General features: G+C 62.7%; 18 protein-coding genes. 10 read left to right on the top strand and 8 right to left on the bottom strand.

Features of this window, described 5'->3' with window-relative positions:
* Positions 1–58: 58 nt before the first annotated feature.
* The 7 genes from gmk to fabD all read right to left on the bottom strand — a co-directional run bounded on the left by gmk (position 59) and on the right by fabD (position 6923).
* Complete coding sequence (gene gmk / locus V2L18_RS21615) at positions 59–718, bottom strand: guanylate kinase (RefSeq protein WP_336180425.1); 660 nt, start codon at positions 716–718, stop codon at positions 59–61.
* Positions 719–723: 5 nt separating this feature from the next.
* The gene (locus tag V2L18_RS21610; protein ID WP_336180424.1) at positions 724–1608 is read right to left on the bottom strand and encodes a YicC/YloC family endoribonuclease; all 885 of its coding nucleotides are present in this window, start codon (positions 1606–1608) and stop codon (positions 724–726) included.
* A 123-nt stretch (positions 1609–1731) separates the two neighbouring features.
* On the bottom strand, positions 1732–2841 hold the full coding sequence (mltG, locus tag V2L18_RS21605; RefSeq protein ID WP_336180423.1) for an endolytic transglycosylase MltG: 1110 nt from the start codon (positions 2839–2841) through the stop codon (positions 1732–1734).
* A 513-nt stretch (positions 2842–3354) separates the two neighbouring features.
* Positions 3355–4620, bottom strand: a complete 1266-nt coding sequence (fabF, locus tag V2L18_RS21600; protein WP_336180445.1) for a beta-ketoacyl-ACP synthase II — start codon at positions 4618–4620, stop codon at positions 3355–3357.
* 72 nt (positions 4621–4692) lie between these two features.
* Positions 4693–4929 (bottom strand): acyl carrier protein, encoded by a 237-nt coding sequence (locus V2L18_RS21595; protein WP_107990059.1) that lies wholly within the window; start codon positions 4927–4929, stop codon positions 4693–4695.
* 276 nt (positions 4930–5205) lie between these two features.
* Entirely contained in the window at positions 5206–5943 is a 738-nt protein-coding gene (gene fabG, locus V2L18_RS21590) for a 3-oxoacyl-[acyl-carrier-protein] reductase (RefSeq protein ID WP_336180422.1), read from the bottom strand.
* Positions 5944–5975: 32 nt separating this feature from the next.
* Positions 5976–6923: an ACP S-malonyltransferase gene (fabD, locus tag V2L18_RS21585; RefSeq protein ID WP_336180421.1), complete on the bottom strand. Its 948-nt coding sequence runs from the start codon at positions 6921–6923 to the stop codon at positions 5976–5978.
* 444 nt (positions 6924–7367) lie between these two features.
* On the opposite strand from fabD, the gene rpsF reads away from it, so the two are divergent.
* The 10 genes from rpsF (at position 7368) to V2L18_RS21535 (ending at position 17974) form a co-directional block, all read left to right on the top strand.
* The gene (rpsF, locus tag V2L18_RS21580; protein ID WP_336180420.1) at positions 7368–7808 is read left to right on the top strand and encodes a 30S ribosomal protein S6; all 441 of its coding nucleotides are present in this window, start codon (positions 7368–7370) and stop codon (positions 7806–7808) included.
* On the top strand, positions 7808–8056 hold the full coding sequence (gene rpsR / locus V2L18_RS21575) for a 30S ribosomal protein S18 (RefSeq protein WP_336180419.1): 249 nt from the start codon (positions 7808–7810) through the stop codon (positions 8054–8056). The genes rpsF and rpsR overlap by 1 nt, the downstream gene beginning before the upstream one ends.
* A gap of 159 nt (positions 8057–8215) precedes the next feature.
* Positions 8216–8827, top strand: a complete 612-nt coding sequence (gene rplI / locus V2L18_RS21570; RefSeq protein WP_336180418.1) for a 50S ribosomal protein L9 — start codon at positions 8216–8218, stop codon at positions 8825–8827.
* Between the two features lie 220 nt (positions 8828–9047).
* A complete protein-coding gene (locus V2L18_RS21565; protein WP_336180417.1) occupies positions 9048–10301 on the top strand; it encodes a cyclopropane-fatty-acyl-phospholipid synthase family protein in 1254 nt (417 codons plus the stop codon).
* Between the two features lie 403 nt (positions 10302–10704).
* Positions 10705–12192, top strand: coding sequence for a replicative DNA helicase (locus V2L18_RS21560; protein ID WP_336180416.1), 1488 nt, complete (start codon positions 10705–10707; stop codon positions 12190–12192).
* 4 nt (positions 12193–12196) lie between these two features.
* A complete protein-coding gene (alr, locus tag V2L18_RS21555) occupies positions 12197–13324 on the top strand; it encodes an alanine racemase (protein ID WP_336180415.1) in 1128 nt (375 codons plus the stop codon).
* Between the two features lie 113 nt (positions 13325–13437).
* Positions 13438–14823 (top strand): DNA repair protein RadA, encoded by a 1386-nt coding sequence (gene radA / locus V2L18_RS21550; RefSeq protein ID WP_336180414.1) that lies wholly within the window; start codon positions 13438–13440, stop codon positions 14821–14823.
* 129 nt (positions 14824–14952) lie between these two features.
* Entirely contained in the window at positions 14953–15588 is a 636-nt protein-coding gene (locus V2L18_RS21545) for a CvpA family protein (RefSeq protein WP_336180413.1), read from the top strand.
* Positions 15589–15682: 94 nt separating this feature from the next.
* Complete coding sequence (purF, locus tag V2L18_RS21540; protein WP_336180412.1) at positions 15683–17182, top strand: amidophosphoribosyltransferase; 1500 nt, start codon at positions 15683–15685, stop codon at positions 17180–17182.
* A gap of 51 nt (positions 17183–17233) precedes the next feature.
* The gene (locus tag V2L18_RS21535) at positions 17234–17974 is read left to right on the top strand and encodes an SDR family NAD(P)-dependent oxidoreductase (RefSeq protein WP_336180411.1); all 741 of its coding nucleotides are present in this window, start codon (positions 17234–17236) and stop codon (positions 17972–17974) included.
* Positions 17975–18052: 78 nt separating this feature from the next.
* On the opposite strand, the gene der is transcribed toward V2L18_RS21535, so the two are convergent.
* Positions 18053–19474, bottom strand: a complete 1422-nt coding sequence (der, locus tag V2L18_RS21530; protein ID WP_336180410.1) for a ribosome biogenesis GTPase Der — start codon at positions 19472–19474, stop codon at positions 18053–18055.
* Positions 19475–19495: the final 21 nt, after the last annotated feature.

Raw genomic sequence — 19495 nt, 5'->3', positions numbered from 1 at the left:
AGCAGCTTCGCGTCCCATCAAGCCCTTTCCGTTTTCACCGGGGAACGTGGAGCGCGCCTTACGCTTCCTTCTGGAGCCGTTCCACGAACGCCTGCATTCCAAGGCTCCGCTCGCGACGGCGGCGCTCTGCGCCCAGGATCTTCTGGACTTCCTGAAAGGTCTGATCGAGATCGTCGTTGACGAGCACGTAATCGTACTCCTTCCAATGTTCGATCTCAGCCCGGGCATTCTGTAGACGGCGCTCGATGACGTCCGCAGGGTCTTCCGCCCGGCGCTCCAATCGCGACCTCAACTCCTTCATCGACGGCGGCAGAATGAAGACGGACGCGACGTCGGGCCTTGCCGCGTCATAAAGCTGAAGGGTGCCCTGCCAATCGATATCGAAAAGCACATCCTTGCCATCGGCCAGCGCAGCTTCGACAGGTTCGCGCGGTGTTCCATAGAAGTTGCCGTGCACTTCCGCCGATTCCAGCAGATCCCCCTGGTCTCGCATCGAAAGGAACTGCTTCTTCGAGATGAAGCGATAATGGACGCCATCGATCTCGCTCGGACGCCGCTCCCTGGTCGTGACCGACACCGAAAGGGTCAGATCCCGGTCCGACTCAAGCAGACTGCGCGCGATCGTGGACTTGCCCGCGCCCGACGGCGAGGAAAGGACAAACATAAGGCCGCGGCGAACAGGCTCGCCGGTCTTGCGAATTTCGGGGATGGCGGACATGAGGACTATTCCAGGTTCTGGATCTGCTCGCGCAGCTGATCGATCGTCGTCTTGAGATCGAGACCAATCGCGGTCAGCGACGTGTCGTTGGACTTCGAGCACAAGGTGTTGGCTTCCCGATTGAATTCCTGCGCGAGGAAATCGAACCTGCGGCCGATCGGTCCGCCAGTGGCGATCAGGTCTCGCGCCGCCGCAACGTGAGCCTTCAGCCGATCGAGCTCTTCGCGAATGTCGGCCTTGGTCGCCAACAGAACCGCTTCCTGGTGAAGACGGCCCTCATCGAATTCGCCGTGCTCCATGAGCTGGCGCACCAGCTCTGCGAGCCTTTGCCGGATCGCCTCCACATTGCGGCAGGGACAGGCTTCGGCATCCTCCGTCAAGCTCTCGATTCGATCGACGTGGCCGGAGATAATCCGGCCGACGGCGGCTCCCTCCGCCTTCCTCATGGATACAAGATCGGCGAGAGCACGCTCGAAGGAGGCGAGCACGGCAGCATTCTGCGCCGTGCGCTCATCCTTGTCGATCTCGCCGTCCTGAACTTCAAAAACGCCCCGAAACGACAAGATGCCTTCAGGCGTGGAGGGGGCCGTTTGCGTTCGTCTGCGGACGGCGTCCAACGCCTCGATAACGGCCTCCAGCGCGCGTTCATTGACGCGCGGCATCGTCTCGCCGGTGTCGCGCTGCACCGAAAGCGTCACATTCACGTTTCCGCGCGTCAGGACGGCGCCGGCAGACTTACGCAAGGCGGGCTCGAGACTGTCGAACCCGTTGCCGAGCCTGAACCGCATGTCGAGGCCCTTGCCGTTGACTGAGCGCAGTTCCCACGTCCAACGGATCGCTCCATGCGTGCCTTCGGCGCGCGCGAATCCGGTCATGCTCGCAAGGGTCATCGGCGTCTTTTCTTCTCTGTTGTCATGCGCGGAGCCGAACATCCGGATCCGGCCCGCGGGAATTGACTTGAACGCGAACATCCCGCGTCTCGGCGACTGCGTAAAACTGCCCTGAGCGGCAAGTCAGTTGGAGCCCGCCTCCGGTTTGGCTTCGGGCCGGATCATGCCCGGAGCATCCGCGTCGTCCTGCGGATCATCAGCCTGTTCCGGCGAAGGCGCGGCCTGACGGCGCGCTTTCTCGGTCTCCCGCCAGCGCTGGACGTTTTGCTGATGCTCCTTCAGCGTCTCCGCAAAAAGATGCCCGCCGGTGCCATCCGCCACGAAGAACATTTCCTTCGTACGCGAGGGATTTGCCACGGCTTCCATCGCCTTGCGCCCCGGATTGGCGATCGGCCCGGGCGGCAGTCCGCGGATCTGATAGGTGTTGTAACGGTTCGGCGCATCCTTCTCGCTTTTCAGGATCGTGCGCGAGCGCTGCCACGCCTCGCCGCCGTGAAGCCCATAAAGAATCGTAGGATCGGAATCGAGCCGCCAGCCCTTCTTGAGCCGATTGACGAAGACGCCCGCGACGCGGGGCCGCTCATCGGCACGCCCCGTCTCCTTCTCGACGATCGACGCGAGAATGACGAGTTCTTCGGGCGTCTTGAGCGGCAATCCCTCCGAACGCCTCTCCCAGATTTCCGCCAGCGCCTTGGCCTGCGCATTGCGCATACGCTCGATGATTTCCTGCCGCGTCGTACCGCGCGTGTACTTGTAGGTTTCCGGCAGCAACGATCCCTCTTCGGGAACCTCAGACAGGTCGCCCACCAGGACAGGATCGTTCTTCACGCGCTCGACGATCTGCGCGCTGGTCCAGCCTTCTGGTATCGTGATCGAGTGGAGGATCGCCTTGCCCTCGACCAGCATGTCCATGACACCACGCATGCTGATCCCTGCGGGGAACAGATATTCACCCGCCTTGAGCTTGCCGGCATTCTTGTAGAGCTGAACACCGCCCATGAACACCCACGCCTGTTTGATTACGCCAGCGCGATCAAGGGTATGCGCAATCGTCTCAAGGCCCGAGCCCGGAGCGACAATGATCGTCGTCTCCTGAACGAGCGGGCCCTTGCCGTCGAACTCGGTCTTGCCCCAATAGAGCAGTCCGCCGGCCGCGAGTACTGCCAGGACGGCAAATGTCAGCATGAAATTGAGAAAGACGACGAACGGGTTTCGCGCATGGCGCGAACGCACCGGCGGTTCCGGTACGCGCTCCGGCTGTATCGCTTCGCGGGGGCTCTTGGGCGCGGGCCGCATCGGGCTTTCACCCTCCCCCGACGGCTGTGACGCATTCGCCGGCGACATCGTCTCGTGAGCTGTCTCCTGACGGTCGGAAGCGTGTTCGTCAGAGGTTTCTGGCGTGTCTTGCATATTGCGCGGTCTACCTGTTCGACGACGACACCTGAGCGCCACCGCCTGACGGCCCCCGCAAACCACCACGAAGCATCAGCACCGCCAAGGCCGGGAGCCCCATGTCCACCGTCTTCCATTCCGTTATCGGAACGGGGACGACCTATCGATTTTTGCGGGTACTGTAGTGGTCCTGCCCGCATCCTCCATCAGATCCGACGGCTATTCCACCAAGGCGTGTGCGAACGATACCAGATAGCGCCGCCCCGTCGCTCGAAGCACCGATCTGGGCGGCCTCCCGCGGACTGCAATCGCGCCGGCTCACGTCCGGCGCGATTTCGTGACCATGAATGGCCTCTAGTCGGCCACCCGCCGGAACACCAGCGATGCATTCGTACCGCCAAAACCGAACGAGTTCGACAGCGCGGTGTCAATCCGCATCGACTTGGGCTTGTGCGGGACAAGATCGATCTCCGTTTCCACGGAGGGATTGTCGAGATTGATCGTCGGCGGCGCGATGTTGTCGCGAATGGCGAGAACCGAGAAAATCGCCTCGACCGCGCCTGCCGCACCGAGCAGATGGCCGATCGAGGATTTCGTCGAAGACATCGTCAGCTTGCTGGCGGCATCACCCATGAGGCGGGTCACAGCGCCGAGCTCGATCTGGTCGCCAAGCGGCGTCGACGTACCGTGAGCGTTGACGTAATCGATCTCGGAAGGTGCGACGCCCGCGCGCTTCAGCGCGGCCTGCATGCAACGGTAGGCGCCGTCGCCATCTTCCGCCGGCGCGGTGATATGGTAGGCATCACCCGACATGCCGTAGCCGATGACCTCGGCATAGATCTTGGCGCCTCGGGCTTTGGCGTGCTCGTATTCCTCAAGCACGACACATCCCGCGCCTTCACCCATGACGAAGCCGTCACGGTCCTTGTCGTAGGGACGCGAAGCCCGTTGCGGATCGTCGTTGAACCCGGTGGAAAGCGCGCGACAGGCGGCAAAGCCGGCAAGCGCCAGCCGTCCGATCGGAGATTCAGCCCCGCCGGCGACCATCACGTCGGCATCGCCGAGTGCAATGAGCCTGGAGGCATCGCCGACGGCGTGCGCCCCGGTCGAACACGCGGTCACGACCGCGTGGTTCGGCCCCTTAAGGCCATGCTTAATCGAAACATGGCCGGAACAGAGGTTGATCAAGCGTCCGGGGATGAAGAAGGGGCTCAGACGGCGCGGGCCCTTCTCTTTCAGAAGAAGCGCGTTCTGCTCGATGCCGAGCAGTCCGCCGATGCCGGAACCGATCAGCACGCCCGTGCTGATCTGATCTTCATACGTCTCAGGCTTCCAGCCCGAATCCGCAAGAGCCTGGTCCGCAGCCGCGATCGAGTAGACGATGAAATCGTCCACCTTCCGCTGCTCCTTCGGCTCCATCCAGTCGTCGGGATTGAAAGTACCGTCGGAACCGTCGCCGCGAGGAATCTCGCAAGCAACCTGACACGCAAGATCGGAGACCTCGAACGAATCCGGCCGCCTCGCCCCGCTGCGTCCTTCCAGAATCCGCGACCAAGTGACATCGACACCACATCCAAGCGGCGTCACCATCCCCAGGCCCGTGACGACTACACGCCTCATCATCTTCCTTCCTAAGCGAAGATTGTCCGTTCCAGGCGACGCCCGAAGCCGCCGCCCGCAACCGGTTCCGACTTAGGCGGAGTTCTTCTCGAGGAAGCTGACCGCGTCACCGACGGTCTGAATCGTCTCGGCCGCATCGTCCGGAATCTCGACGCCGAACTCCTCTTCGAAGGCCATGACCAGTTCCACGTTGTCCAGGCTGTCGGCGCCCAGATCATCGATGAAGCTCGCGTTGTCGGTCACCTTCTCGGCATCGACGCCAAGGTGCTCAATCACGATCTTCTTTACGCGCTCAGCAATGTCACTCATTTTCGATTTCCCTGATGGTCCTCAAGACACTCGGAACTGGCCGCCTTATGAGCAAAGGAAGTCCAGCCTGTTGTTAAAGCCCCGTTCGCATGATCCGGACGACAGGACAACTTAGCATCCCGCGTGCCCCGGTCGAGCCAAATGGCAACCCGACCTTGCCGGCGGCGTATCGATCGGCCGGCGGCTAGGTAACACACTTTGTTTGCCTTGACCAGCCAAGCCTCGGAGCTGTTGGAAAGCCTTTTCAAGCCCCCCGAAATGGAGAAGATTCTCCATTCAAATCATGGCCATACCGCCATTCACGTGAATCGTCTGTCCGGTCACGTATGCCCCTTCCGCACTGGCCAGGTAAAGCGCTGCGGCCGCGATCTCGGCGCTGGTGCCCAAGCGGCCGGCGGGGATCGTTTCCAGAATCGATGCCTGCTGCTTTTCGTTCAGCGCCCCCGTCATCGCCGTCTCGATGAAGCCCGGAGCGATCGTGTTGACGGTAATGTTGCGGCTCGCAACCTCGCGGGCAAGCGATTTCGACATGCCGATCAGTCCGGCCTTTGCGGCGGCATAGTTGCCCTGCCCCGGATTTCCGGCGACACCGACAACCGACGTGATGCCAATGACGCGGCCGTAGCGGCGCTTCATCATGCCCTTGATCGCCGAGCGCGTCAGACGGAAGGCGGCGGTCAGGTCCACTTCAAGCACCTGGTCCCACTCTTCATCTTTCATGCGCATGAAGATGTTGTCGCGGGTGATACCGGCATTGTTGACCAGGATGTCGAGGCTTCCCATCGCGGCTTCGGCGGCCGGCACGAGGCCGTCCACCTGCTCGCGCGAAGAAAGGTTGGCCGCAGCGACATGAACCCGTTCGCCCAGATCCGATGCGAGCGCGTTGAGCTTTTCCTCGCGAGTCCCAGACAGCGTAACGGTGGCACCCTGGGCGTGCAACGCCCGGGCGATCGCCTCACCGATACCTCCAGTCGCTCCTGTAACGAGCGCGGTCTTTCCGGTCAGATCGAACATTCGAGCCTCTTTCGGTTCCTGTGCAGCGGTTTCTATTCGGTCGCGATACGCGAAAGCAGCGCATCGATATCTTCGGCGCCCCCCACGGCAATCGCCTCAAGCGACTTGTCGATCCGCTTGGCCATTCCCGTCAGCGCCTTGCCGGAGCCGATCTCCACGATCGTCGTCACACCATTCTCCGCAAGCCATGCGACAGACTCGCGCCAACGCACCCGACCGGTAACCTGTTCGATCAGTCTGTTGCGGATTTCGTCCGGATCGACAATCGGCCGCGCCAGAACGTTGGCCACCAAAGGCACGGCCGGTGCAGCGATTTCTGTCGCATTCAACGCATCAGCCATGACATCGGCAGCCGGCTTCATAAGAGAACAATGGAAGGGAGCGCTCACCGGCAGCAGCAGGGCACGCCGCGCACCCTTTTCCTTCGCAAGCTCCAGGGCACGCTCGACGGCCGCCCGATGCCCCGACACCACAACCTGCCCCGGCGCATTGTCGTTCGCGGCCTCGCAGACATCTCCCTGCGCGGCCGCCGCGGCGACTTCGCTGGCAGCATCGAAATCAAGCCCAAGCAGCGCCGCCATGGCCCCCTCGCCGACAGGCACGGCCTCCTGCATCGCCTTGCCGCGCGTCCGCAGAAGACGGGCCGTATCGGCAAGACCAATGCTGCCCGCCGCAGCCAGGGCGGAATATTCGCCAAGCGAATGACCGGCCACATAGGCCACCGATGACCTCAGGTCGAGCCCGCGTGCTTCCAGCACCCGCATCGCGGCAAGGCTCACGGCCATAAGTGCCGGCTGCGCGTTGGCCGTCAGGGTGAGTTCGTCTTCCGGCCCTTCCCACATCACGCGGCTCAACGCCTGCCCAAGAGCGTCATCCACCTCTTCGAAGACCGCACGCGCCTCCGGAAACGCTTCGGCCAATGCCTTGCCCATACCAACAGACTGCGATCCCTGTCCGGGAAAGGTGAAAGCGATACTCATGAGAAGCGGCAATCCCATTTTCGACTGGTGTTTACGCCCCCGCCCTCCGGCAGATTGCTCCGTGGAACAGAAAGGCGCATACGTCCCCGGGCGCGCCGGCCGGACGAGCTTCGCCCTAGGTTCGGCTGCCTGGAAGGTTGGGCTTATGAGCGGGCACAGGGGGCGCCTGTCAAGTCCGCAACACCGTTTGCCACGGATTTTCGCTCATTTTTGCATTGAATTTCCGAGAGAACCGCGTATAGACACCGCTTCGAACGAAACCCCGGCTGGGGGCTGAACGGAAGGTCATGGCCTGATGTTCCTTTTCGCAGGAACAAGGTCGGACGGGGTCCACAAGGGATCCGACTTCCCGTGTCTCCGCTCTCCAAGACGTCCTGCAAGGCCTTTCCCGGGCTTTGAAGAGGCTTCGCGCCGGGTTTGTTTGCAACTTGAGGAAAGGCATTCATGGCCCTTTACGAACACGTGTTTCTGGCTCGCCAGGACATCTCCGCCCAACAGGTTGAGCAGCTCGTCGAGCAGTTCAAGACGATCATCACCAATGGCGGCGGTTCCGTCGGCAAGGTCGAGAACTGGGGTCTTCGCACCCTCGCCTACCGGGTGAACAAGAACCGCAAGGCGCACTACACGCTGATGAACATCGACGCCCCGCATCCCGCGGTCGCGGAGATGGAGCGGCAGATGCGCCTCAATGAAGACGTGCTGCGTTTCCTGACCCTGAAGGTCGAGGAACACGAGGAAGAGCAGTCCGCGATGATGCAGAAGCGCGACCGTGACGATCGTCGTCGCGGCCGGGGCGACCGCTTCGAGCGTGACGGCGGCGGCCGCGGCGGTGACCGCGATCGCGGCCCGCGCCGTTCCGACCGCGACAGCGAGGAGAAGAACTGATGATCGATATCGCACAGCTGCCGACCCGCCGGCCCTTCTTCCGCCGTCGCAAGACCTGCCCGTTCTCCGGTGCCAATGCCCCGAAGATCGACTACAAGGACATCAAGCTGCTGCAGCGCTACGTGTCCGAGCGCGGCAAGATCGTGCCGAGCCGCATCACGGCGGTCTCCGCCAAGAAGCAGCGTGAGCTGGCCCGTGCCATCAAGCGCGCGCGCTTCCTTGCTCTGCTGCCTTACGTGATCAGCTAAGCTACAAGCTGCGGGAAAGCCGGGCCTTGCGCCCGGCTTTCCCGTATCGGTCCGGCTCGTTTTGCCGGCCCCTCTGGGACAGAGCCGGAATCCTCCGCGACCTGCCCCTAACCGCCCGGTCGTCCGGCCCGGCGGGACAGACGGATAGGAGTATCCAGAATGCAAGTTATTCTTCTCGAGCGCGTTGCGCGCCTTGGCCAGATGGGCGACACGGTTCGCGTGCGCGACGGTTACGCCCGCAATTACCTGCTGCCGCAGGGTAAGGCGCTGCGCGCCACCAAGGCAAACGAGAAGCGCTTCGAAAACGAGCGCGCCCAGCTTGAGGCCCGCAACCTCGAGCGTCGCCAGGAAGCCGAGCAGGTTGCATCCAAGCTGGACGGCGAGAGCTTCGTCGTGATCCGCTCTGCCGGTGCGACCGGTCACCTCTACGGTTCGGTGTCCACGCGTGACATCGCCAATGAACTGACCACCGGCGGCTTCTCCCTCCTGCGCAACCAGGTGCGTCTCGACACGCCGATCAAGACGATCGGTCTTCACGACGTCATCATCGTCCTGCATCCGGAAGTCGAAGTCACCGTTCAGGTGAACGTCGCCCGCTCCGAGGACGAGGCCGAACGTCAGGCCCGCGGCGAAGACCTGACGCAGCGCGACAACGAGACCTTCGAGTTCGAAGAGGACGAGGAAGTCGAGGGCGAAGAGGGTGCCGAGGAAACGGCGGAAGCCGATGCCGACGACCTCTCCGGCGAAGGGGAAATGTCCGAAGAGGCATGACCCAAGGCCTTGATCGGCCACAATATTGCTTTTCTGGAAAACGGCGCCTCCATCGGGCGCCGTTTTTCTTTGCCCCTACGTAATTCTAACATTGTTTGCGAACGCTTGATTTAAGCTTGAAACGGAGCGACGCTGGTCTAGTTACCAATCAAGTCACAACCCGCGACGAGCCAGGCGAGGAGGATCTGGCTGTCGTCATTGATAGACAAGGGGATAGGCAATGGGGCGGTTGCTTGCCACCTATTTGAAGAATTGTATCAAAAACGGCTCCCTGACGGTTCAATACCCTAACGGAAACCGCGACACCTATGGCGACGGGACCGGAACTCCCGTCACCGTGGAATTGACCAGCAAGTCGGCCGAGAGGCTTCTTGTCCTTGACCCGGCGCTGCGGGCCGGCGAGCTTTTCATGGATGGAAGCCTGCATGTCACACAAGGAAGCATCTACGACTTCCTCGCCGTGATCACCAGCAACACGGAAGGCCTTCCCATCAACTGGTCCTGGCGGATCCTCAACAAGCTCCGCGTGCTGACGCGTCGATTCCACCAGCACAACACCCAGCGACGCTCGAAGAACAATGTCGCGCATCACTACGATCTCGACGGCTCCCTCTATCGGCTCTTTCTCGACTCCGACAGGCAGTATTCGTGCGCCTACTTCGAGCACCCGGATGACAATCTGGAAAATGCTCAGCTTGCCAAGAAGCGTCACATCGCGGCCAAGATGTGCCTGGAAGACGGCATGGAAGTTCTCGATATCGGCTGCGGCTGGGGCGGTATGGGGCTCTATCTGGCCGACCTCTGCGGCGCAGACGTCACCGGACTGACTCTGTCGGAAGAGCAGTACGGCGTCGCCAACGGCCGCGCGTCCGATACCGGCCTTGCCGATCGGGCGCGGTTCGAACTGATGGATTACCGCGACTGCCAGGGTCAATACGACCGGATCGTTTCGGTCGGTATGTTCGAGCATGTCGGCGTCGGCAACTTCCCGACATTCTTCAAGACCGCGCACCGGCTCCTGAAGCCGGATGGCGTCATGCTCCTGCACTCCATCGGCCGGTTCGACGGACCGGGCGCGACCAACCCCTGGGTCGACAAATACATCTTCCCCGGTGGCTACATCCCCGCTCTTTCGGAGGTTCTCCCGACAATCGAGAAGGCTGGGCTCAAGGTCACAGACATCGAGATCCTGCGTCTGCATTACGCGGAAACGCTGAAGGCCTGGAGGGAGCGCTTCCTGGCTCGGCGGGACGAAGCCCGCGCGCTCTACGACGAACGTTTCTGCCGGATGTGGGAATTTTACCTCGCCGCCTCGGAGACAGCCTTCCGCTATCAGGATATGATGGTCTTCCAGATCCAGATCACACGGGATCAGGAAGCCGTGCCTCTTACGCGCGACTACATCATGGAAGCCGAACAGCGCCTGCGCGAGCTTGAGCGCAAGGTGCCGCGCCTCCGGCTGGCAGGCGAATAGAAATCGTGCTCCACCGCCGCGGGGATCTGCGGCGGTGGTAAAATGAGCGGGCTGCGGCCTCTCCGCCTGTTAAGCGCCCTTGCGCCTCCTCCCGCCCGTTTTCCCCTCGACCATCCCGAATGTTCAGGATTCGCCGGCATCGGTGGAGTCAACGCCCTGCGCTATCTTATGCGCAGTTGGGTGGCCGATTCGCACTGGATTCACACACCCGTCCGGTCTCGACAAAATTTCGTCGGGGAATGACTTCCGATCGCCGCCGCTTGAGTCTAACCAGAAGGGGCCGGGGGCCGCTTGCGGGAGAATGCGGATCGGGGAATGCGTTCCGGCGTTTTCGAGGATAGGGAATTAACGGCGCCCCGGGGGTATTCCCACGCCTTTCGGGCTACGCCAGGAGATATTGCTTATGAACAGCATCGCGCCAAAAGTGGAGCCTGCACCGACACTCTCGCGCACCGCGCCTCATAACGCGGAAGCCGAAAGGCAGCTCCTCGGCGCCATCCTGGTCAACAACGAGACATTCTACCGGGTCTCCGATTTCCTCGAGCCGGCACATTTCTATCTGGCGCCTCATCAGCAGATCTACGAGATGACGGGCAAGCTGATCCGCGCGGGCAAGGTCGCCTCGCCGATCACGCTGAAGACGTATTTTGCCGCCGACACCCAGATAGCCGATCTCACCGCAACGCAATATCTCCTGCGGCTCGCCGCCGATGCGACGTCCATTATCAACGCGGAGGATTACGGCCGCACGATCTATGATCTTGCGATGCGGCGCGACCTCATCCGCATCGGCGAGGACATGGTCAATATTGCGTTCGACGCCCCGATCGACATGCCTCCTTCGGCGCAGATCGACGACGCGGAGCGCCGGCTCTTCGCTCTTGCCGAAACAGGAGGAGCGAGCGCCGGCTTCGTTACCTTTGGCGAGGCGATCACTTCCACGATCGACATGGCGGCCGCGGCCTTTCAACGCGAAGGCGCGTTGTCGGGCATCTCGACCGGCCTGCGCGATCTCGACGCCCGCATGGGCGGGCTCCAGCACTCCGACCTTATCGTACTTGCCGGGCGACCGGGCATGGGCAAGACCTCACTTGCCACCAACATCGCCTACAACGTTGCCTCCGCCTATCGCGCGGAAGAGTTGCCCGATGGAACGATGAAGACCGTGGATGGCGGCATCGTCGGATTCTTCTCGCTGGAAATGTCGGCCGAACAGCTCGCCACCCGCATCATCTCCGAACAGACCGAGATATCGTCGTCCAAGATCCGCCGCGGCGACATTTCCGAAGCCGACTTCGAGATGCTCGTGGCAGCCTCCCAGCATATGCAGACGGTCCCGCTCTACATCGACCAGACCGGCGGCATCTCGATTTCGAACCTCGTCGCGCGCGCCCGCCGGCTCAAACGCCAGCGCGGCCTGGATCTGCTGGTGATCGACTATATCCAGCTGCTTTCCGGCTCCGGCAAACGCTCCGACAATCGCGTGCAGGAAATCACGGAAATCACGACGGGCCTAAAGGCGCTCGCCAAGGAACTGAACGTGCCCATCATTGCGTTGTCCCAGCTGTCGCGTCAGGTGGAATCGCGCGAAGACAAGCGGCCCCAGCTTTCCGACCTTCGCGAATCAGGCTCGATCGAGCAGGATGCGGACGTGGTCATGTTCGTGTTCCGCGAGGAATACTACCTCGGCAAGACCATGCCCCCCGAGGGCTCGGAAGACTTCTTCAAGTGGCAGGCGGACATGGACCGCGTCGCCGGACGCGCGGAAGTGATCATCGGCAAGCAGCGCCACGGGCCCACCGGCACCGTCGACCTGCAGTTCGCCGGCGAATTCACCCGCTTCTCCGATCTCGCACAGGACGATCACCTGCCAGAACGTACGGCGGAATAATCTGATGGCGCATGCGGAAAGGGAAGGCCTCGCTTGTGGAAGGCTGACCATCGATCTCGAGGCACTGGCCGACAATTGGCGCAGTCTCGCGGAACGGACGCAACAAACGGAATGCGGCGCCGCAATCAAGGGCGACGGATACGGGACGGGACTGGAAAAGGCCGCCGCGACACTTAGTCGGGCCGGTTGCCGCACCCTTTTCACGGCTGTGCCCGACGAAGGGCTGCGAGCCCGGTCTGCGGCTCCTGAATCCCGTGTCTTCGTGTTGGCCGGGCTCCTGCCCGGGGCAGCAGAGGCCTACCGCAAAGGCGGGTTGATTCCGGTTCTCAACTGTCCGGACGAAGTCATTGAATGGGCGGAATATTGCGCGGCAGCCGGACAACGACTTCCAGCCGCCATCCATCTCGATACCGGAATGAACAGGATGGGCCTCAGCCTTGAGGAGGCCCGCCTGATAGCCGCGGCAAAGGACGTTGTGGCGCGGTTCGACCTTGTGCTGGTGATGAGCCATCTGGTCTGCGGCGGGGATCCGGCAAACCCCTTGAATGCCCGTCAGCTTGAGCGGTTCCACGAAATGACGGCGCTTTTTCCCGGCGTCCCGCGTTCGCTCGCGAACTCGCCCGGCATCTTTCTCGGAGCCGACTACCATTTCGACGTCGCGCGCCCCGGAATTTCGCTCTACGGCGGCCGCGCGATGGACGATGGAGAAAACCCCATGCGCCCTGTCGTGACCGCCGAAGCGCGGGTGCTTATCACGCATTCGGCGGCAAAGGGGGAAACCGTCGGCTACGGCGCGGTCGAAACCCTCCGCCGCGACTCGCGCATCGCCATCGTCGGTATCGGATACGCCGATGGCTACCACCGCCTCGCGGGTGCCGGTGGCGGTCACAAGCCGGCGAATGCCTGGGTCAACGGGCATGTCGTGCCGCTTGTCGGGCGCGTGTCCATGGATCTCATCGCGCTCGATGTCACCGATGTGCCGGAAGCCGATTGCAGTCGGGGCGACTGGGTCGAGATGTTTGGCCCGCATATTCCGGTCGATGACGTCGCCGCCAAAGCCGGGACGATTGGTTACGAGCTTTTGACCGGTCTTGGAAGCCGCTACACACGCACCTATATCGGCGGCTCCTGAACCTTCGAGCCGTCCGGTCCTCGCGACACCGCGCCCCTGGCGATCCATACTGCGCCGTGTCCTTTTCCCGCGACATCGGCTCAAGTCGCCTTTCCAAACGAAAACGGACTGATATGGCCAAGCGCTCGCATCAATTTGTCTGTCAGAACTGCGGCGCGGTCACAGCCCGCTGGGCGGGCAAGTGCGACGCATGCGGCGAGTGGAACACGATCGTAGAGGAAAGCGTCGGCGGCATCGGGGCAAGCCCGAAACTACGCGCGAAATCGCGTGGGCGGGTCGTGCCCCTCGTTGGTCTCTCCGGCGAGAGCCGCGAAGCGCCGCGTATCATGACGGGTCTCACGGAACTCGACCGCGTCACTGGCGGCGGCTTCGTACGCGGATCCGCCTTGCTGGTGGGCGGCGATCCCGGCATCGGCAAGTCAACGCTGCTCATCCAGGCCTCGGCCGCTCTGGCAAGGGCCGGCCACCGCTCGATATACGTTTCCGGCGAGGAGGCGGTCGATCAGGTGCGCCTGCGAGCAGAACGGCTGGGCCTTGCGGATGCGCCCGTGGCGCTTGCCGCGGAAACCAGCGTGGAAGACATCATCGCCACGCTGGAGGCCGGACCGCCCCCTGCCCTCGTCATCGTCGATTCCGTTCAGACGCTGTGGAGCGATCAGGTCGATTCTGCCCCCGGCACCGTTACCCAGGTGCGCGCGGCCGCGCAGGCCATGGTGCGCTTCGCAAAGAACTCGGGGGCGACCGTCGTCATCGTCGGGCACGTCACCAAGGACGGCCAGATCGCCGGTCCGCGCGTCGTGGAGCACATGGTGGACGCCGTGCTCTATTTCGAGGGCGATGGCATGCACCAATATCGCGTGCTGCGGGCGGTCAAGAACCGTTTCGGACCGACGGACGAAATCGGCGTCTTCGAGATGGGCGGTTCCGGGCTCGCCGAAGTGGCGAACCCCTCGGCGCTTTTCCTGGGCGACCGGAATGGCGCCAGCCCGGGCGCGGCGGTCTTTGCCGGCCTCGAGGGATCCCGCCCGTTGCTGATCGAGATCCAGGCGCTTGTGGCCCCCTCGCCGCTCGGCACGCCGCGGCGCGCTGTGGTCGGCTGGGAAACGAGCCGACTGTCCATGATCCTGGCCGTTCTGGAAGCGCGTTGCGGGGTGCGTTTCGGCCAGACCGACGTCTATCTGAATGTCGCCGGCGGCCTTCGTGTCAACGAGCCCGGCGCAGACCTTGCGGTAGCCGCAGCGCTCGTGTCCTCTCTCAGCGGGGTTGCCCTTCCCTCCGAGAGCGTCTATTTCGGCGAAGTGAGCCTCTCCGGGGCGATCCGACCGGTTGCCCAGGCATCGGTCCGGCTTCGCGAAGCCGGCAAACTGGGTTTCACCCGAGCCTACGTGCCGCGGGCAAACGTCAAGGACGAATCGGCGCGCGAGATGGCCGTGCACGGAATGGCGGAACTCGGGGATCTTGTTGCCGAGGTCGCGGCCGGGACCGGCGATGACGCCTGAGCCCTGCCGATGTTTGCATTGCCTTGTGCTCAATCGAGAAAAACGCCTCAGCGACCTCGTCGCGACAGGTCGAACGTGATATCGAGTTCTGCGACAAACCGCTGAGGAAGCGCGGGAGCCTGGCACGCCATGCCGATTACTCTTCTGGACGGAATTCTGATCGTCATCATGCTGATTTCAGCCGTGCTGGCGATGATCAGGGGCTTTGTGCGCGAGGTTCTGTCCATTGTCTCCTGGCTTGCGGCCGCTGTCGCTGCCTACAAGTTCTATGGCGTCCTTCTGCCATTCGCGAAGCAGTACATCTCGCACGAGCAGATCGCCCTCGGTGCGTCGGTGGCGACCATCTTCCTGGTGACCCTGATCATCGTCTCCTACATCACGATGAGAATCTCAGACTTCGTGCTGGACAGCCGCATCGGCGCGCTGGACCGCTCGCTCGGCTTCGTCTTCGGCGCAGCCCGGGGTCTTCTGCTGGTCGTCGTCGCGATGATGTTCTTCAACTGGTTCGTGCAGGAGCCGAAGCAGCCGGGCTGGATCGCCAATGCAAAGTCCAAGCCGCTGCTGAACTCGATCGGCCAGCGGTTGATTGCGGCATTGCCCGAGGATTCGGAGTCGAGCCTCATCAATCAGTTCCGCAAGCCCGGCGCAACGCGAGACGACGGCGCAGCCGCTCCCTCTTCAGAGAGCGACGACAATGCCGGTTATTCCGATCGCGAAAGAAGCGGAATCGAGCAGCAGATCGAAGCCTCGAAATCTGCCAATTGATCGAGTACCAGAAGTGCGAATAGTCAGGCGCGATGGTCGAGAAACCGTGACCGCAGCGCGATAGCCGGGCAATATGCCAGGCCCAGGAGTAGCCATGAGCGACAATACGCTTCCTTCCGTGTCCCCGGTGCTCGCCCAGCCCGACGACGCAAGGGAGGACGACCACTTTCATGACGAATGTGGCGTCTTCGGTGTCTATGAGCATCCTGACGCCGGTGCCCTGACTGCGCTGGGCCTGCATGCGCTTCAGCATCGCGGCCAGGAAGCAGCCGGCATTGTTTCTTTCGATGGCCGTCAATTCTACAACGAACGCCATATCGGCCTCGTTGGCGACAACTTCACCAAGCAATCGGTGATCGGACGGCTCAAGGGCAGCCGCGCCATCGGCCATACCCGCTATTCGACGACGGGCGCCCCGGTCCTGCGCAATGTCCAGCCGCTCTATGCCGAACTCGCCGGCGGCGGCTTTGCGGTCGCCCACAACGGCAACCTGACCAACGCTCAGACGTTGCAGAGGGCCCTGCAGGAACGCGGATCGATCTTCCAGTCCACGTCCGATACCGAGACGATCATCCATCTCGTCGCGATGAGCGCGAAAAGCGCCTTCGTCGATCGGCTCATCGATGCGCTGAGCCAGCTTGAAGGCGCCTATGCGGTCGTCGCCCTGTCTGAGAAGAAACTGATTGGCGCGCGCGATCCGCTCGGCGTGCGCCCGCTCGTCCTCGGCGATCTCGGCGGCACCTACGTGCTGGCGTCGGAGACTTGCGCACTCGACATCATCGGCGCTCATTACGTACGTGACGTCGAGCCGGGTGAGGTCGTCGTGATCACGGAGAACGGCCTTCAGAGCATGAAGCCGTTCCACACGACATCCAACCATTCGCGCTTTTGCATCTTCGAGTACGTCTACTTCGCCCGTCCCGATTCCTCGGTGAACGGCACCAATGTCTATTCGGTGCGCAAGCGTATCGGCGAGGAACTGGCCCGCGAATCCGGCGTGGATGCCGATATCGTCGTTCCGGTTCCCGATTCCGGCACGCCGGCGGCCATCGGCTACGCGCAGGAAGCAGGCCTGCCGTTCGAACTCGGCATCATCCGCAACCATTATGTCGGCCGAACCTTCATCCAGCCCACCGACTCCATCCGCCACATGGGTGTGAAGCTGAAGCACAATGCCAACCGGGCGATGCTCGACGGCAAGCGCGTGGTGCTGGTGGACGATTCAATCGTGCGCGGCACCACCTCGCTCAAGATCGTGCAGATGGTGCGCGAGGCGGGTGCCAAGGAAGTGCACATGCGCATTGCGTCGCCGCCGACGCGGGATTCCTGCTTCTACGGCGTCGACACCCCCGAAAAGTCGAAGCTGCTCGCATCGCGCATGTCGATCGAGGAGATGGCGGACTACATCAAGGTCGACAGCCTCGCCTTCCTCTCCATTGATGGCCTTTACCGCGCGGTTGGCGAAGCGGGGCGCAACGGCGACGCGCCGCAATATTGCGACGCCTGCTTCACGAGCGACTATCCGACCTCTCTCACGGATCGCTCCGGAGGTGCGGAGGTTCGCCAGCTCAACCGTCTTGTCGAGGTCAGCTGAACGTCTTTCCTCGCGAATATCCTTCCTCCTCCTGCACGGAGTCGCTCGACCATGGCCAAACGGTTCGAAGGAAAGCTCGCCGTCGTGACCGGTGCGTCACGCGGTATCGGTTACCAGCTGGCCAAGGGGCTCGCGGCGGAAGGCGCACATATCGTTGCGATCGCCCGGACGGTCGGCGGGCTTGAGGATCTGGACGACGAAATTCAGGCGGCCGGCGGGAGCGCCACGCTCGTACCGCTCGACCTCATGGATTTCGAGGCAATAGACCGTCTCGGCGCCTCCATCTACGAGCGATGGGGCAAGCTCGACATGCTTGTCGGCAATGCCGGGCTCTTAGGGATTCTTTCGCCGGTCGGCCACATAGACCCGAAGGACTTCGAAGAGGTCATGGCGGTCAACGTGACCGCCAACTACCGGCTGATCCGCTCGCTCGATCCGCTCCTGCGCGCTTCCGACGCCGGCCGCGCCGTGTTCATTTCCTCAGGTGCAGCCCACAAGTGCAAGCCGTACTGGGGCATTTATTCGGTCTCAAAAGCCGCGCTCGAAGCACTGGTACGCACCTACGCAGGCGAAACGGCGACGACGAGCAAGGTGAGGGCCAACCTCGTCAATCCCGGTCCGATGCGCACAGCCATGCGCGCCAAGGCCATGCCGGGGGAAGATCCGGAAACCCTGCCGCATCCGAGCGAAATCGTCGGTCCGATTATGGACCTGCTGTCTCCGGCCTTCGACGAGACGGGCGCGCTCTACGATTTCCCGAGCCGACAGCTCCACAGCTTTGTCGCTGAATAGATCGCGCGCTCCAGCCATAGTAGCCGAAGCACCTTTTGGCCAAACGGGTCGATCCGACCCGTTTGGCGCTTTTTGTGGCTACCGCTTCTTCTTCGCCTTGTTCGCGTAAGGATTTTCGCCTTTGCGGAAGGAAAGCCTGATCGGCGTGCCCGGAAGCTTGAAGGTTTCGCGGATGCCGTTCACCAGATAGCGAAGGTACGCTTCCGGCAGCTGTTCAGGCCTCGAACAGAACACCACGAAATGCGGCGGACGTGTCTTTGCCTGCGTCAGATACCGCAACTTGATGCGCCGGCCGGCGACCGCCGGGGGCGGGTGATGCGCGACCACGCCTTCCAGCCACTTGTTGAGCCGGGCCGTGGAGACGCGCGCGTTCCACATCTTGTAGGCGTCGAAGACCGCCTCCATGAGCTTGTCGAGGCCCTGCCCCGTCGTCGCCGAAATCGGCACCATGGCGACGCCGCGCACCTGGTTCAGATATCGCTCGGCCTGGTACTTGATTTCCGTCCAGACCTCGGTGCGGTCCTCGATCGTGTCCCATTTGTTGAAGGCGATGACCAGAGCCCGGCCTTCCCGCTGAACGAGATCGATGATCTGCAGATCCTGCTTTTCGAACGGAATGTTCGCGTCGAGCGTGACGACCACGACCTCGGCAAACTTGATTGCCCGCAACGCATCCGCAACCGAGAGCTTTTCGAGCTTTTCCTGAACGCGGGCCTTGCGGCGCATGCCGGCCGTGTCGAACAGCTTCACATGCCGCTCGCGCCAGACCCAGTCCACCGAGATGGAATCGCGCGTGATGCCCGCTTCCGGTCCGGTCAGCAAGCGATCCTCGCCAAGGAGCTTGTTGATCAGCGTCGACTTGCCGGCATTCGGCCGCCCCGCGATCGCGACGCGCAGCGGCCGCTCGACGGTTCCAGCGGGTTCGTCATCGTCCTCATCCTCGCCATCCGGATCGATGGCGATGTCCGTTTCGGCCTCGTCAGCCGGCTCCTCCGCCGCTTCCAGCTTCTCGAATTGCTCGCGAAGCGCACTGTAGAGCTCGGAAAGCCCTTCGCCGTGCTCGGCGGAAATGGGCACAGGCTCGCCGAGGCCGAGCGAATAGGACTCATAGATGCCCGGCTCGCCTGCCCGCCCTTCGGCCTTGTTGGCGAGCAGGATCACGGGCCGGGCGATCTTCCGCGCGACTTCCGCGAAATGCGCATCGAGCGGCGTAACGCCGGCGCGGGCGTCGATCACGAACAGAACGACATCGGCGTCCTGGATCGCCTCTTCGGTCTGCTGACGCATGCGGCCGGCAAGGCTCGCCTTGTCCGCATCCTCCAGCCCGGCCGTATCCACGATGGTGAAACGCAGGTCGCCGAGACGCGCCTCGCCGGGCCGGCGATCACGGGTAACGCCGGGCGTATCATCGACCAGCGCCAGGCGCTTGCCGACAAGACGGTTGAACAGGGTCGACTTGCCCACATTGGGACGGCCAATAATCGCGACGGTCGCGTTCACGCCCTTCGCTCCTCAATCATG

It is taken from the genome of Breoghania sp. JC706, assembly GCF_037026715.1.
GTDB lineage: Bacteria > Pseudomonadota > Alphaproteobacteria > Rhizobiales > Stappiaceae > Breoghania.
Note: the sequence above shows the minus strand (reverse complement) of the source record. Positions and strands in the feature narration are given on the sequence as shown.